Here is a 15,057-nt window from a genome sequence, read left to right on the forward strand (position 1 = left end):
TGCGCCTGTATAAACGAAGACTCACGCGCGTTACTCGCTGTTTCCAAGCGCCTGAACGAGGACCCTTTTCATGCCAGACATTACCCTGACCACCTTGCAGAGCCTCAAGCTCAAGGGTGAAAAAATCACCATGCTGACCTGCTACGACGCGACCTTCGCCCACGCCTGTTGCCAGGCCGGGGTCGAGGTGTTGCTGGTAGGCGACTCCCTGGGCATGGTTCTGCAAGGGCATGACAGCACGCTCCCCGTCACCACCGATGAACTCGCGTACCACACCGCCAGCGTCAAGCGTGGCAATGACGGTGCGTTCATCATCGCCGACCTGCCATTCATGGGGTATGCCACGCTCGAACAGACCTTCCAGAACGCCGGCAAACTGATGCAGGCGGGTGCGCACATGATCAAGGTCGAAGGTGCCGTATGGCTCGCCGAGTCGATCCGGCTGCTGGCTGAGCGCGGCGTACCGGTCTGCGCGCACATGGGCCTGACGCCCCAGTCGGTCAACCTCCTGGGCGGCTACAAGGTCCAGGGCCGCAATGAAGCCCAGGCACGCCAGATGCGCGCCGATGCCATCGCCCTGGAACAAGCCGGCGTCGCGATGATTCTGCTGGAGTGCGTGCCCAGTGAACTGGCCGCCGAAATCACCCAGGCTGTCAAAGTACCGGTGATAGGCATAGGTGCTGGCTCCGCCACCGATGGCCAGGTGCTGGTGCTGCACGACATGCTCGGCCTGTCGATCAGCGGCCACGTGCCCAAGTTCGTGAAAAACTTCATGGCCGGCCAGCCCAGCATTCACGCCGCACTGAGCGCTTATGTCAGCGAAGTCAAGGCCGTGACCTTCCCTGGCGCCGAACACGGATTCTCTGCATGAACACCGTTAAAACCCTGCGCGAACTGCGCGCCGCCGTGACCCACGCGCGCAACGCCGGCAAGCGCATCGGCTTCGTGCCGACCATGGGCAACCTGCACAGTGGCCACGCGACCCTGGTGAGCAAGGCTGCGCAGCAATCGGATTTCGTGGTGACGAGCATTTTCGTCAACCCGCTGCAATTCGGCGCCGGCGAAGACCTGGACAAATACCCGCGCACCCTCGCCGCCGATCAGGAACGGCTGCTGCAAGCCGGTTGCAACCTGCTGTTCGCGCCAACGGTGGAGGAAATGTACCCCGGCGGCATGACCGGCCAGACCCGCGTCAGCGTGCCGCTGCTGTCCGAAGGACTGTGTGGGGCCAGCCGTCCAGGCCATTTCGAAGGTGTCGCCACGGTGGTCAGCAAGCTGTTCAATATGGTCCAGCCGGACATGGCCGTATTTGGCCAGAAGGACTATCAGCAACTGGCGGTGATCCGTGCCATGGTGCATGACCTGAACATGCCGATCCAGATCATCGGAGAGCCGACCGTCCGCGCAGCCGATGGCCTGGCGCTGTCATCGCGCAATGGCTACCTCACCGAAGAGCAACGCGCGATTGCACCGGTGCTGTACCGCAGCCTCAGCCAGATTGCCGCCGCCATCAAAAGCGGTGAGCGTGATTTCGCCAGGCTGCGCGCCGAGCACATCCAGCAGATCGAAGCCGCTGGTTTGCGCATGGACTACCTGGAGGTGCGCCAAGGCGTACACCTGCGGCCAGCCACGCCTGAGGATCGGGACATTGTGATTCTGGTTGCGGCCTATCTGGGCGCGACTCGCCTGATCGACAACCTGCATCTGACCCTCGACTGACCCCTGCCAACAGCCCGCCGATTGCCCTGATCGCTGTGCCGGTATAAAAAAGTACCGGCTACAGCGCAGACAAAGCCAAGACATATCGACACGCTAGGTTTAATGTAATCGCCCTGCGCGTATGGTTAGCGCTGTCCGGAACCCGTGGCCAGTTAAAAGACTGGATGTTCCGGATTTTGAAGTGTCCTAAAAGGCAGTCCCTGTAATAAAAAGGAAACCCGCAGCGATGGCGTACTACCGCACCCCTCATGACGTTACCGCGCTGCCCGCCTGGCAAGCGCTCAATCAACATCGCCAAGCCATGCAGGATTTCAGCATGCGCGAGGCCTTCAATGCCGACCCCCAGCGTTTTTCAGAATTCACCCTGAGCAGCTGCGGGCTTTTCCTCGATTACTCGAAAAACCTGATCACCGGCGAAACCCGCGACCTGCTGGTGGGCCTGGCCAACGAAGTCGGCCTTAAAGACGCGATCAACTCGCTGTATGCCGGCGAGCCGGTCAACTCCTCCGAAGGCCGCCCGGCGTTGCACACCGCCCTGCGCCGTCCGGTAGGCGACAAGTTGTCGGTCAACGGCGTGAACATCATGCCGGACGTGCACAAAGTGCTGAACCAGATCACTGACCTGGTTGGCCGCATCCACGACGGCCTGTGGCGTGGCTACACCGAGAAGCCGATCACCGACGTGGTGAACATCGGCATCGGTGGTTCGTTCCTCGGCCCGGAGCTGGTCTCCGAAGCGCTGCTGTCCTACGCCCACAAAGGCGTGCGCTGTCATTACCTGGCGAACATCGACGGCAGCGAGTTTCACGAGCTGACCATGAAGCTGCGCGCCGAGACCACGCTGTTTATCGTCTCGTCCAAGTCCTTCAACACCCTCGAAACCCTGAAGAATGCCCAGGCCGCCCGCGCCTGGTACTTGGCGCAGGGCGGCTCGGAAGCCGAGCTGTACCGCCACTTCATCGCCGTGTCGAGCAACAACGCAGCGGCCGTGGCGTTCGGTATCCGCGAAGAAAACATCTTCCCGATGTGGGACTGGGTCGGCGGTCGTTACTCGCTGTGGTCCGCGATCGGCTTGCCCATTGCCTTGGCGATCGGCATGTCCAACTTCAAGGAACTGCTGTCCGGTGCCTACACCATGGACCAGCATTTCCAGAACGCGCCGTTCGAAGCCAACATGCCGGTGCTGCTGGGCTTGCTGGGCGTGTGGTACGGCAATTTCTGGGGTTCGCAGAGCCATGCGATCCTGCCGTACGACCACTACCTGCGTAACATCACCAAGCATTTGCAGCAGTTGGATATGGAATCCAATGGCAAGAGCGTGCGCCAGGACGGCACGCCGGTCGCCACCGATACTGGCCCGGTCATCTGGGGCGGCGTGGGCTGCAACGGGCAACACGCTTATCACCAGTTGCTGCACCAAGGCACCCAACTGATCCCGGCTGACTTCATCGTGCCGATCGTGAGTTTCAATCCGGTGTCCGACCACCATCAGTGGCTCTACGCCAACTGCCTGTCCCAGAGCCAGGCATTGATGCTTGGCAAGACCCGCGCCGAAGCCGAAGCCGAGCTGCGCGAAAAAGGCATCCCCGAAGCTGAAGTGCAGAAACTGGCGCCGCACAAGGTGATCCCGGGCAACCGCCCGAGCAACACCATCGTGGTTGAACGCATCAGCCCCCGTCGCCTCGGCGCGCTGGTTGCCATGTACGAGCACAAGGTGTTTGTCCAGAGCGTGATCTGGGGCATCAACGCTTTCGACCAGTGGGGTGTCGAGTTGGGTAAAGAGCTGGGCAAAGGCGTTTACAACCGCCTGACCGGCGCCGAAGAAACCTCGGCCGAAGATGCTTCGACCCAGGGCCTGATCAACTACTTCCGCGGCCGTCACCGCGGCTGATCCGGCGACTTCAAGGCCAATGTCCGTTTGGACGTTGGCCTTGAACCCTGTCTCCTCAGGGTGCATCTTTATGACTTGTCGCAAAACAAGAATAAGGAGCGCTCATGTTCGATATCAGCCAATTCCCCCGCGCCGATGCCGTCCGCCGGGCTGCGCAACTCAGTCAAGATGAGTATCAGCGTCTCTATCGCCAATCCATCGAACAGCCGGACACCTTCTGGGCCGACCAGGCCAAGAGCTTTCTCGATTGGATAACACCATGGCACACCGTCCATAGCGCCGACATCAACACCGGCGCTGCGCAATGGTTTGCCGGCGGCCAACTGAACGTCAGCTACAACTGCATCGACCGTCACTTGCCCCTGCGTGCCGATCAGCCGGCCTTCATCTGGGAAGGCGATGATCCGACACAATCTTCCATCATCACTTACCGCCAACTTCATCAAAACGTCAGCCGCCTGGCCAACGTGCTGAAGAGCCGTGGCGTAAGCAAAGGCGACCGGGTGTGCATTTATATGCCAATGATCCCGGAAGCGGCCTACGCCATGTTGGCCTGCACACGCATTGGCGCGGTGCACTCGGTGGTATTTGGCGGATTCTCACCGGACGCCCTGCGCGACCGCATACTGGATGCTGACTGTCGCACGGTCATCACCGCCGATGAAGGCGTACGCGGCGGCAAACCGGTCGCGCTGAAACACAACGTGGATAAAGCGCTGGCCAGTTGCCCGAACGTCAGCACCGTCTTGGTGGTCCAGCGCACCGGCGCAAACGTGAACTGGAACGAAGGCCGCGACCTCAAGTATCAACAGGCCCTGGAGGCCGCGAGCAATGATTGCCCGCCCGAACCGATGGATGCCGAGGCCCCGCTGTTCATTCTTTATACCTCCGGCAGTACAGGCAAACCCAAGGGCGTCTCGCACAGCACCGGCGGCTATCTGCTGCAAGTGGCGATGACCTTCAAGTACGTACTGGACTACCGCGAGGGCGAAGTGTTCTGGTGCACCGCCGACGTGGGCTGGGTTACCGGCCACAGCTACATCGTCTATGGTCCCCTGGCCAATGGCGCTACGTCGTTGATGTTCGAAGGTGTGCCAAGCTACCCGGACAGCTCGCGCTTCTGGCAGGTCATCGACAAACACCAGGTGAATATTTTCTACACCGCGCCGACCGCATTGCGCGCCCTGATGCGTGAAGGCCACGGCCCGCTGCAAAGCACTTCCCGCGCCAGCTTGCGCCTGCTGGGCAGCGTCGGTGAGCCGATCAACCCGGAAGCCTGGGACTGGTACTTCAACGCCGTCGGCGAACAGCGCTGCCCGATTGTCGATACCTGGTGGCAAACCGAAACCGGCGGCATCATGCTCAGCCCGCTGGCCAGCGCCCAGCTTATCAAGCCAGGGTGTGCCACCCAGCCGATGTTCGGCGTGCAACCGGTGCTGCTGGATGAACAAGGCAAGGAAATCAGCGGTGCCGGCAGTGGCGTGCTCGCGATCAAAGCCAGCTGGCCGGGGCAGATTCGCAGCGTCTATGGCGATCCGCAGCGCATGCTCGACACCTACTTCAAACCCTACCCCGGTTACTACTTCACCGGCGACGGCGCGCGGCGCGATGATCAGGGCGATTACTGGATCACCGGGCGAATCGACGATGTTATCAACGTATCAGGCCATCGCATCGGGACGGCCGAAGTCGAAAGCGCCCTGGTGCTGCATGACCTGGTCGCCGAGGCCGCGGTGGTCGGCTACCCCCACGACGTCAAAGGCCAGGGCATTTATGCGTTCGTCACCCCAATGAATGGCGTCGAACCCAGCGACGCGCTGAAAAAGCACCTGCTGGAGTTGGTCAGCAAGGAAATCGGCAGCTTCGCCAAGCCGGAACTGATCCAATGGGCGCCCGCCCTGCCAAAAACCCGCTCCGGCAAGATCATGCGCAGGATTTTGCGCAAGATTGCCTGCAACGAGCTGGGCAGCCTGGGCGATACCTCGACGCTGGCCGACCCGAGCGTGGTGGATGGCCTGATCAATGCACGCCTGAACCGATAGCAACGCTTGAACGGATAGCAACACCTGAACCGATAGCCTCGAAATAACCCCCGGCCTGTTCAGGCCGGGGCTGTTAAACTGCGCGCCCCCTTTGTACTCACTTACCCGCAAGCAAGGCGCGCTCCATGACTCCCTTGAACCAGGCGCTGCGCGCCGCTCTCGATCATCGCCAAGACCTGATCAGTGAACTGCATGCCCAAAGTACCGATTGCTACCGCTTGTTCCACGGCAGCCAGGAAGGCGCCGGCGGCCTGACAATCGACCGCTACGGTCCGCAATTGTTGGTGCAAAGCTTCCACCAATCCCTGCAAAGCGCTGATCTGTTGGACCTGCACCAACTGATCAACCACTACATGGGCCTGGAGTTGCTGCTGGTATACAACGACCGCTCCCGGGGCAATTCGCGCATCGACCGTGAAGACGCGGTATACCGCGCCGAACCTGCCGCACTGGAAGACCTGGTCGGTCACGAATGGGGCCTTAATTACCGTGTGCGTGGACGGCATGCCGGGCAGGACCCGCTGCTGTTTCTCGACCTGCGCAACACTCGCGGCTGGGTCAAGGACCACAGCGCCGGTAAAAGCGTGCTCAACCTGTTCGCCTACACCTGCGGCGTCGGCTTGAGCGCCGCTGCCGGTGGCGCACGCGAGGTCTGCAACCTGGACTTTGCCGAGGGCAACCTGGCCGTAGGGCGCGAGAACGGCCTGCTTAACCCGCATGTGCCGACGATGGAATTCGTGCAGTCCGATTATTTCCCGGCCATTCGCCAACTGGCCGGCCTTGCGATCACCCAGCGCCGTGGCCAGAAACTGCCGAGCTATCCGCGCCTGGAACAGCGCCAGTATGACCTGGTGCTACTCGATCCCCCCGCCTGGGCCAAAAGCGCGTTCGGCACCGTCGACCTGTTGCGCGACTACCAAAGCCTGCTCAAGCCGGCATTGTTAGCCACCGCCGATAATGGTGTGCTCATTTGCTGCAACAACCTGGCGAAAGTGAGCATGGAGGACTGGCGCGAACAGGTGCTGCGTTGCGCGGAAAAAGCCGGACGCCCTGTACGCGATTGGCAGGCTATGGCGCCGGGAGCCGACTTTCCGTCGAAAGATCAGCAACCTCCGCTGAAGACCCTGATCCTGCAATTGTAGGAAGTTTCCCAAGCCCTGCGGTTCTTCGGAACCGAAATCCCGTGCCATACTCCAAGGCACTCTCGTTCGACATAGATGGCGTCACCCATGCCCAAAGGATTGATCCGCGCCCTAGGCGCCTTGTTGACCGCCCTTGCGTTGTACAGCTTGCTGGGCTTCCTGATTCTGCCCGGCATTGCCCTTCGCATTGCCAACCAACAGTTGGCCGATTACGCGACGGTACCGGCGCGTATCGAGCGTATCGAGCTCAACCCCTTCAGCCTGGAGCTGACGCTATGGGGCCTGAAGATCGGTGAACCGGGCAAGGAACAGCTGGGTTTCGAGCGCCTCTACGCCAACCTGCAGATCGACAGCCTCTGGACCCGCGCCCTGCACCTGGCCGATGTGCAACTCGATCAGCCCAAGACCGAACTGCTCTTCGACAAGTCCGGTCAACTGAACCTGGCGCAGTTGTTCAAGTTGCCGCCGAGCGAACCAACCCCCGCCGACCCCGATGCCAAGCCTTTCCCGCTGCGTATCGACAGCATCAAGCTGGCGCGCGGTTATGTGCACTTCCAGGATCTGCGCCCCAGCGAACCCATCGAATTTCTCTACGACACACTCGACTTCGAGCTGAAAAACCTCAGCACCTTGCCGGAAGATAACGCCGACATGACCCTGGTGGCCGCCGGCCCCGAGGGTGGGCAGATCGACTGGAAAGGCAACTTCAGCCTGGTACCGATCACCTCCGAAGGCTCGCTGAAAGTCACCGACGGCAAGATGAAAGCCTGGTGGCCGTACGTGCGCGATGCGTTGCCGCTGGTGCTCGAGGACGGTGTGCTCAATTTCAGCACCGACTATAAATTCAGCCTGGCCAAAGAGACCGAACTGAACCTGACCAACACCGCCGCCAGCATCGCGCCCTTTGCGATCAAGGCGCCGGATGGCCGGCCCTTGGCACGCCTGGAACGCCTGGACGTCAGCGAGACCACGGTAGACCTGGCCAAACAGAAGGTGGTGATCGGCAAGATCCGCAGCAACAAGCTGGAAACCTGGGCTGCCCGCGAAGCCGATGGGCAACTGGATTGGCAAAAACTGTTCGCCAGCCAACCCGGCAAACCGGCCAAACCCCCGGAGCCCGCCTCCGCGCCAGCCACGGCCGATTCGCCTGAAGCGCCACCGGCGGCGCCGAATAAACCCTGGCAAGTGCTGCTCAAGGATGTGCAACTGCGCAATTACCAGGTGCACTTGGCTGACCGTCAGGCCAACCCTGCGGTAGCCCTGGAGCTGGGCCCGTTGAACGTCGACGTGCAGAACTTCGACAGCCTCAACCAGAGCCCTTTTAGCTTGAAAGTCGACACCGGCCTTGGCAAGCAGGGCAAGATTCAGGCAACCGGCGAGGTCAACCTGAACCCGGTCAGCGCCAAGCTGAAGGTGAACACCCAAGACATTGACCTGCGTGTCGCCCAAGCCTACATCAGCCCGTTCATCCGCCTGGAGCTGCGCAGCGGCATGCTCGGCAGCAACCTGGACGTGAACCTGAAAAGCACCGAGCCGCTGGCCCTCCAGGTCACCGGCCGGGCGCAGATAGATCAGTTGCACACCCTCGACACCCTCAAGTCCCGCGACTTCCTCAAATGGCAGCGGCTGATGCTGGAGGGCGTCAATTACCAGCATGGCGACAGCCTGACGATCGACAAGGTCAACCTGCTGCAGCCCTATGCGCGCTTCATGATCAACGATGACCGCACCACCAACATTGACGACCTGCTGATTCCACAGCCGGCCGACAGCGGTACCAAGCTAGCGGCCAAGTCGGCATCAAGCAAAGACAAGCCGCTGGGCATCCGCATCGGCCAGATTGCGATCAACGACGGCTCGGCCAATTTCGCCGACTTCAGCCTCACGCCCAACTTCGCCACCGCGATTCAACAACTCAACGGCCAGATCGGCACCATTGACAGTCGCCAGGCCAAGCCGGCCAGCGTCGACATCAAGGGCAAGGTAGACCGTTATGCGCCAGTGACCATCAAGGGCAGCGTAAACCCGTTTGACCCGATGGCGGCGCTGGACATCGCAACCAGCTTCAAACGCGTCGAGTTGACCACCCTGACCCCGTACTCGGGCAAATTCGCGGGCTTTCGAATCCGCAAGGGTCGCCTGAACCTGGACTTGCATTACATGATCACCAAAGGCCAGCTGAAGGCCGAGAACAAGGTGGTGGTCGAGCAACTGCAACTGGGTGAGAAGGTCGACAGCGCCGATGCCGTGGACTTGCCGATTCGCCTGGCAATTGCCCTGCTCAAGGACAGCGACGGCAAGATCTCCATCGAATTGCCGGTCACCGGTGACTTGAACAATCCACAATTCAGCGTGATGCCGATTGTGTGGCAGACCCTGCGTAACCTCGTGGTGCGCGCAGCGACGGCACCCTTCAAGTTCATTGGCGGGCTGGTTACCGGCGGGGGCTCGGAAGACCTGGGTAATGTGTCGTTCGCCGCAGGCTCCAGTGAATTGAATAAAGACGCCGAAGGCGCCCTCAACACGCTGGCCAAGGCCCTCAAGGAACGCCCTGCCCTGCGCCTGGAAATCGAAGGGACCGCAGCGGCCAGCAGTGACGGCCCGTTGCTGGCCGCACAACGGCTGGAGCGTGAGTACCAGTACAACTACTACAAAATCCTGCAGCGTCGCGGCGATAAAGTCCCGGCCCAGGCGTCATTGCTTGTCGTGCCGGAGAAGGAAAAGCCGCCTTTGCTGGAAGGCATTTACCGTACCCGCCTGAAACAGCAACCGCCGGCCGAATGGAAAGACCTGGGTAACGATGAGCGCACAGCCAGGCTCAAGGACGGCGTGATCAAGTTCTGGAGTGGCAGTGACGTGCTGCTGCGCCAGCTGGGCCAGGACCGCGCCAGTACCATCAAGGATTATCTGGTGGATAAGGCGCAGCTGGAAGACGACCGCGTGTACTTCATTGATGCGCAGTTGGGGCAGGCCGAGAAGGATGGCCGGGTCGTTACGCCGATGCACCTGGATGCTGAGTAACCAATGTGGGAGGGGGCTTGCCCCCGATGGCGGTAGTTCAGTCAATGATACGTCGACTGCTACACCGCTATCGGGGGCAAGGCCCCCTCCCACATTTCTAGCCTCGCCTGGCCAGCAAATTATTGCGCACCAAATAGAACAGGCCCCGACACAAGTGCCGGGGCCTGTAATGACCACATCCGTGTGGTCGGTCGCATGAACTCCAGAGGTGCATGGGGTGGATATCTGACTCACCCTACGCCGCCGCCATCCAGTTCAGACGAAACCTGCAGCGTTACTCTGCTTTCAGGCCATCGGCCGATACAGCTTTAACGCCTTTGATTTTCTTGGTGATCGCAACAGCCGTTTCTTTCTGCGCGGCGGTCACTGCGGTAGGGGAAGACAGGGACACAACGCCTTTGTTGGTTTCAACCTTGATGTCGGTGCCAGGAATACCTTTCTCGGTAACCAGGTCAGCTTTCACTTTGGTGGTGATCCAAGTGTCGCTGGTGGCGCCTTTGGCGTCAGCCGCTGCACCTTTGGTTTTGTCGATGCCGTCAGCCTTGGTAGCGCCGCCAGCCAGCAGGCCATCAGCAGAAACAGCGGTCACACCTTTGATTTTCTTGGTGATCGCTACAGCAGTCGCTTTCTGCGAGTCAGAGATAGCTACGTCGGAGGACAGGGAAACCACGCCTTTGTTGGTTTCAACCTTGATGTCCGAACCTGGGATGCCTTTCTCAGTCAGCAGGTCAGCTTTGACTTTAGTGGTGATCCAAGTGTCCGAGGTAGACTCTTTGGCTTTGGTCACTTCACCTGCCGCCAAGGTCATCGGGGCTTGGGAAGTCTGAGCAAAGGCTACGTTAGCACCCATGGCCAGAGTCAGAGCGGTAGCAGTAGCGAGAGCGAACTTCTTCATACGAGTAACTCCTGTTTTATTAAAAGACTGCAGTACATAAATCTTGGTGCTGCAGCGCTACTAGGGTTAGTGCAGGCAGTGTGCCAAGTCGCCACACAGCTAAAACTCCTTATAAAACAACAAGTTAAAAAAACATCTGATTTTCGTAATCGTGCAACTTGCATGAAGGTCATCGTGCCTGCATGCAAGTTGCGGCTTTTGGGAGGGGCTAAACAGCTGATTCCGCTTCACTTTCTCGCACGCATAAAAAAAGGACTCCGTAGAGTCCTTTCTTTCAGCGTGAAGCTTGCGGGTAATTAAACGCCCGAAGCCTTGGCTGCTGCTACGTCCTTGATGGACAGTTTGATACGGCCGCGGTTGTCCACGTCCAGCACCAACACTTCCACTTCCTGGCCTTCTTTCAGAATGTCGGTCACTTTCTCAACGCGAGCGTCGCTCAGCATGGAGATGTGAACCAGACCGTCTTTGCCCGGCAGGATGTTGACGAATGCACCGAAGTCGACGATGCGCTCAACCTTACCGACGTAGATCTTGCCGATTTCGGCTTCAGCGGTGATACCTAGGACGCGCTGACGTGCAGCTTCAGCCGCTTCCTTGGTTTCGCCGAAGATCTTGATCGAACCGTCGTCTTCGATATCGATCGAGGCCTTGGTTTCTTCACAGATCGCACGGATCGTCGCGCCGCCTTTACCGATGACATCACGGATTTTGTCGGTGTCGATTTTCATCGCGATCATGGTCGGAGCATTTTCCGACAGCTCGGTACGCGACTGGCCAATGATCTGGTTCATCTGGCCGAGGATGTTCAGGCGCGCTTCCAGGGCCTGGCCCAGAGCGATTTCCATGATCTCTTCGGTGATGCCCTTGATCTTGATGTCCATCTGCAGCGCGGTCACGCCTTTGGCGGTACCCGCTACCTTGAAGTCCATGTCGCCCAGGTGGTCTTCGTCGCCCAGGATGTCGGTCAGGATGGCGAACTTCTCGCCTTCTTTAACCAGGCCCATGGCGATACCGGCAACCGGCGCCTTCATCGGCACACCGGCGTCCATCAATGCCAGCGAAGCACCGCAAACGGAAGCCATGGAGCTGGAACCGTTGGACTCGGTGATTTCCGATACAACACGAATGGTGTACGGGAACACGTCAGCAGCCGGCAGCATGGCCTGGACCGAACGACGGGCCAGACGGCCGTGACCGATTTCGCGACGGCCAGCACCACCCATGCGACCACACTCGCCCACCGAGAACGGAGGGAAGTTGTAGTGCAGCATGAACGGGTCTTTTTTCTCGCCTTCCAGGGTGTCCAGCAGTTGTGCGTCACGGGCGGTGCCCAGCGTCGCGACTACCAGGGCCTGGGTTTCACCACGGGTGAACAGCGCCGAACCGTGAGTCTTCGGCAAAACGCCGACTTCAATGTTCAACGGGCGTACGGTGCGGGTGTCGCGACCGTCGATACGCGGCTTGCCGTTGACGATGTTTTCGCGAACGGTGCGGTATTCGATTTCGCCGAAGGCTGCTTTGACTTCGCTGGCGGAAGGCTGGCCTTCTTCACCGGAGAGCTTGGCCACGACCTGGTCCTTCAACTCGCCCAGGCGAGCATAACGGTCGGCCTTGACGGTGATGGTGTAGGCATCGGAGATGGCAGCGCCGAACTCTGCGCGGATAGCGCCCAGCAGTGCGGTGGCTTCAGGCTGTGGAGCCCAGGCCCAGGTTGGCTTGGCAGCTTCGGCAGCCAGTTCTTTAACGGCGTTGATCACAACCTGGAACTCGTCGTGAGCAAACAGTACGGCGCCCAGCATCTGGTCTTCGGTCAGCTCTTTGGCTTCCGATTCAACCATCAATACCGCTTCCGAGGTACCGGCAACGACCATGTCCAGGCTCGAGGCTTTCTGTTGCTCGTAAGTCGGGTTCAGCAGGTAGCCGGTGCTTTCGTGGAACGCAACGCGGGCGGCGCCGATCGGGCCATCGAAAGGAATGCCGGAGATGGCCAGTGCAGCCGAAGTACCGATCATCGCAGCGATGTCCGGATCGGTTTTCTTGCTGGTGGAAACGACGGTGCAGACAACCTGCACTTCGTTCATGAAGCCTTCTGGGAACAGCGGACGGATCGGACGGTCGATCAGTCGGGAAGTCAGGGTTTCTTTCTCGGAAGGACGGCCTTCGCGCTTGAAGAAACCGCCAGGGATCTTACCGGCAGCGTAAGTCTTTTCCTGGTAATGAACGGACAGAGGGAAAAAGCCTTTGCTCGGGTCAGCGGTCTTGGCGCCAACCACGGTCACCAGTACGGTAACGTCGTCGTCAACGGTAACCAGCACTGCGCCGGAGGCTTGACGGGCGATACGGCCTGTCTCGAGGGTAACGGTCGACTGACCGAACTGGAATTTTTTGATAACCGGGTTCACGGTGTCCTACCTTCTTTGTGGCTCTTGGGGAACTTGTTTTCTTGCGAAATTCTTGGGCAATGTCGGGAATCGGCCCAACCCTTGTCCAGGGTAAAACGTGTATCCAGATAAAACTTGAGGCTGGGAGCCTGCCATGGGCCAGCGGGAATCCCACTGACACACGGCAGACAACCAACCTCTAGCGCAATCGCTGATTAGCGACGCAGACCCAGGCGACCGATCAGAGCCTGATAACGACCCAGATCCTTGCCTTTCAGGTAGTCCAGCAGCTTACGGCGCTGGTTTACCATGCGGATCAGACCACGACGGGAGTGGTGATCTTTACCGTTGGCCTTGAAGTGACCTTGCAGTTTGTTGATGTTGTGGGTCAGCAGTGCAACTTGCACTTCTGGCGAACCAGTGTCACCAACAGCTTGCTGATAGTCAGCTACGATTTGTGCTTTTTCTTGAACGTCGAGAGCCATGAGGCAATCCTTTTTTTCAGGAAACCATCCAAAGGATGATCTCAATAGGCCGAGGGCATACCCTCGTATCTATAAATGAGAAGTGACCATGCCTATTAACAGCCACCCTCGTTCGGTCATTCTGACCGAATCAGTCGACGCGGCGCGATGCGCCCGTCTTCGCTCACTTCACCGATACCGATAAAGCGACCGTTATGATCCTGTACTCGCACCATGCCGAACTTCGGGGCATCCGGGGCGCGTACCGGCTGGCCGTTGAGCCAGTAGAACGCGCTGTGTTCCGAGAAGTGCAGCAATGGCCAATCCAGCAAACCGCTGTCCGAGGGCATCAGGAAGCGATCTACCGCTTCGTTGCCGCCTTCGGCGTGTACCGCTTCGAGCTCTTCCAGCGTGACCGTCTGGGCCAGGGTGAAAGGGCCGGCCTGTGTACGTCGCAGTTCGGCAACGTATGCGCCACAGCCCAGTTGCTCACCAATATCTTCCACCAGGGTACGGATATAGGTGCCTTTGCTGCAGTCCACTGCCAATCGGGCGGTGTCACCTTCACAGGCGAGCAATTCCAGCCGGGCAATAGTAACAGAACGCGGTTCACGCTCCACCACTTCACCCGCACGTGCCAGCTTGTAAAGAGGTTGCCCGTCACGCTTGAGAGCCGAGTACATCGGCGGTATCTGGCTGATTTGCCCACGGAAAGCGGGTAAGGCGGCTTCAATATCGGCACGACCAACGGTCACATCGCGAACCTGCAACACATCACCTTCGGCGTCGGCCGTGGTGGTGGTCTTGCCCAGTTGCATCAGGGTTTCATAACCCTTGTCGGAATCGAGCAGGTATTGCGAGAACTTGGTCGCCTCGCCAAAGCACAACGGCAGCACGCCAGTGGCCAGCGGGTCGAGGCTACCGGTGTGCCCGGCCTTTTCGGCATTGAGCAGCCAGCGAACCTTCTGCAACGCGGCATTGGAGGTAAAGCCAATGGGCTTGTCGAGCAGAATGATGCCACTGACGTTACGGCGGATACGTTTGACCTGAGCCACCGCTTACTCCTTGGCGTCTTCAGGTGTGGACGGGTGCTGGCTGTCTTCAGCCACGGCGCGCTCGATCAGTGCCGACAAATGTGCGCCACGTACGACGCTTTCGTCGTAGTGGAAGTGCAACTGTGGAACGCTGCGCAATTTCATTTCACGGGCCAACTGCATGCGCAGGAAACCTGCGGCCGAGTTGAGCACCTTGATGCTTTGCGCGATTTCTTCGCTGTTGTCCTGGCCCATCACGGTAATGAAGATTTTGGCGTGACCCACGTCACGGCTCACTTCAACGGCGGTGATGGTGACCAGGCCAACGCGCGGGTCTTTGACTTCGCGACGGATCAGTTGAGCCAGCTCACGCTGCATCTGATCGCCGATACGTTGGGTACGGCTGTATTCTTTTGCCATGTCTTGTTACCTGTTGCTGCCACACGGTGAAACCCGTGGGGTCTGAAA

The 15,057-nt window shown here is 59.5% G+C and carries 11 protein-coding genes; 6 read left to right on the forward strand and 5 right to left on the reverse strand.

Going from position 1 to position 15,057, the window contains the following annotated elements; translation table 11 throughout:
• The first annotated feature begins 70 nt into the window (after nucleotides 1–70).
• The 6 genes from panB (at nucleotide 71) to C4J91_RS23240 (ending at nucleotide 9,815) form a co-directional block, all read left to right on the forward strand.
• On the forward strand, nucleotides 71–871 hold the full coding sequence (gene panB / locus C4J91_RS23215; RefSeq protein ID WP_124364428.1) for a 3-methyl-2-oxobutanoate hydroxymethyltransferase: 801 nt from the start codon (nucleotides 71–73) through the stop codon (nucleotides 869–871).
• The gene (gene panC / locus C4J91_RS23220) at nucleotides 868–1,719 is read left to right on the forward strand and encodes a pantoate--beta-alanine ligase (protein ID WP_124364429.1); all 852 of its coding nucleotides are present in this window, start codon (nucleotides 868–870) and stop codon (nucleotides 1,717–1,719) included. Before panB ends, panC begins: the two co-directional genes overlap by 4 nt.
• 226 nt (nucleotides 1,720–1,945) lie before the next feature.
• A complete protein-coding gene (gene pgi, locus C4J91_RS23225; protein WP_124364430.1) occupies nucleotides 1,946–3,610 on the forward strand; it encodes a glucose-6-phosphate isomerase in 1,665 nt (554 codons plus the stop codon).
• Between the two features lie 104 nt (nucleotides 3,611–3,714).
• Nucleotides 3,715–5,652, forward strand: coding sequence for an acetate--CoA ligase (acs, locus tag C4J91_RS23230; RefSeq protein ID WP_124364431.1), 1,938 nt, complete (start codon nucleotides 3,715–3,717; stop codon nucleotides 5,650–5,652).
• A gap of 125 nt (nucleotides 5,653–5,777) precedes the next feature.
• The gene (locus tag C4J91_RS23235) at nucleotides 5,778–6,794 is read left to right on the forward strand and encodes a class I SAM-dependent rRNA methyltransferase (protein WP_124364432.1); all 1,017 of its coding nucleotides are present in this window, start codon (nucleotides 5,778–5,780) and stop codon (nucleotides 6,792–6,794) included.
• Between the two features lie 87 nt (nucleotides 6,795–6,881).
• Nucleotides 6,882–9,815: a DUF748 domain-containing protein gene (locus C4J91_RS23240; protein ID WP_124364433.1), complete on the forward strand. Its 2,934-nt coding sequence runs from the start codon at nucleotides 6,882–6,884 to the stop codon at nucleotides 9,813–9,815.
• A gap of 274 nt (nucleotides 9,816–10,089) precedes the next feature.
• Here the strand turns inward: C4J91_RS23240 and C4J91_RS23245 are convergent, their stop codons facing one another.
• The 5 genes from C4J91_RS23245 to rbfA form a co-directional block, all read right to left on the reverse strand.
• Nucleotides 10,090–10,710, reverse strand: coding sequence for a BON domain-containing protein (locus tag C4J91_RS23245; protein ID WP_124364434.1), 621 nt, complete (start codon nucleotides 10,708–10,710; stop codon nucleotides 10,090–10,092).
• A gap of 296 nt (nucleotides 10,711–11,006) precedes the next feature.
• Nucleotides 11,007–13,112 (reverse strand): polyribonucleotide nucleotidyltransferase, encoded by a 2,106-nt coding sequence (gene pnp / locus C4J91_RS23250; protein ID WP_124364435.1) that lies wholly within the window; start codon nucleotides 13,110–13,112, stop codon nucleotides 11,007–11,009.
• 194 nt (nucleotides 13,113–13,306) lie between these two features.
• A complete protein-coding gene (rpsO, locus tag C4J91_RS23255) occupies nucleotides 13,307–13,576 on the reverse strand; it encodes a 30S ribosomal protein S15 (protein ID WP_003176135.1) in 270 nt (89 codons plus the stop codon).
• A gap of 116 nt (nucleotides 13,577–13,692) precedes the next feature.
• Entirely contained in the window at nucleotides 13,693–14,610 is a 918-nt protein-coding gene (gene truB / locus C4J91_RS23260; protein WP_003176136.1) for a tRNA pseudouridine(55) synthase TruB, read from the reverse strand.
• A 3-nt stretch (nucleotides 14,611–14,613) separates the two neighbouring features.
• Entirely contained in the window at nucleotides 14,614–15,009 is a 396-nt protein-coding gene (gene rbfA, locus C4J91_RS23265; protein WP_003176137.1) for a 30S ribosome-binding factor RbfA, read from the reverse strand.
• Between the last annotated feature and the right edge of the window lie 48 nt (nucleotides 15,010–15,057).

Source organism: Pseudomonas sp. R3-52-08 (assembly GCF_003851745.1).
Taxonomy (GTDB): Bacteria; Pseudomonadota; Gammaproteobacteria; order Pseudomonadales; family Pseudomonadaceae; genus Aquipseudomonas.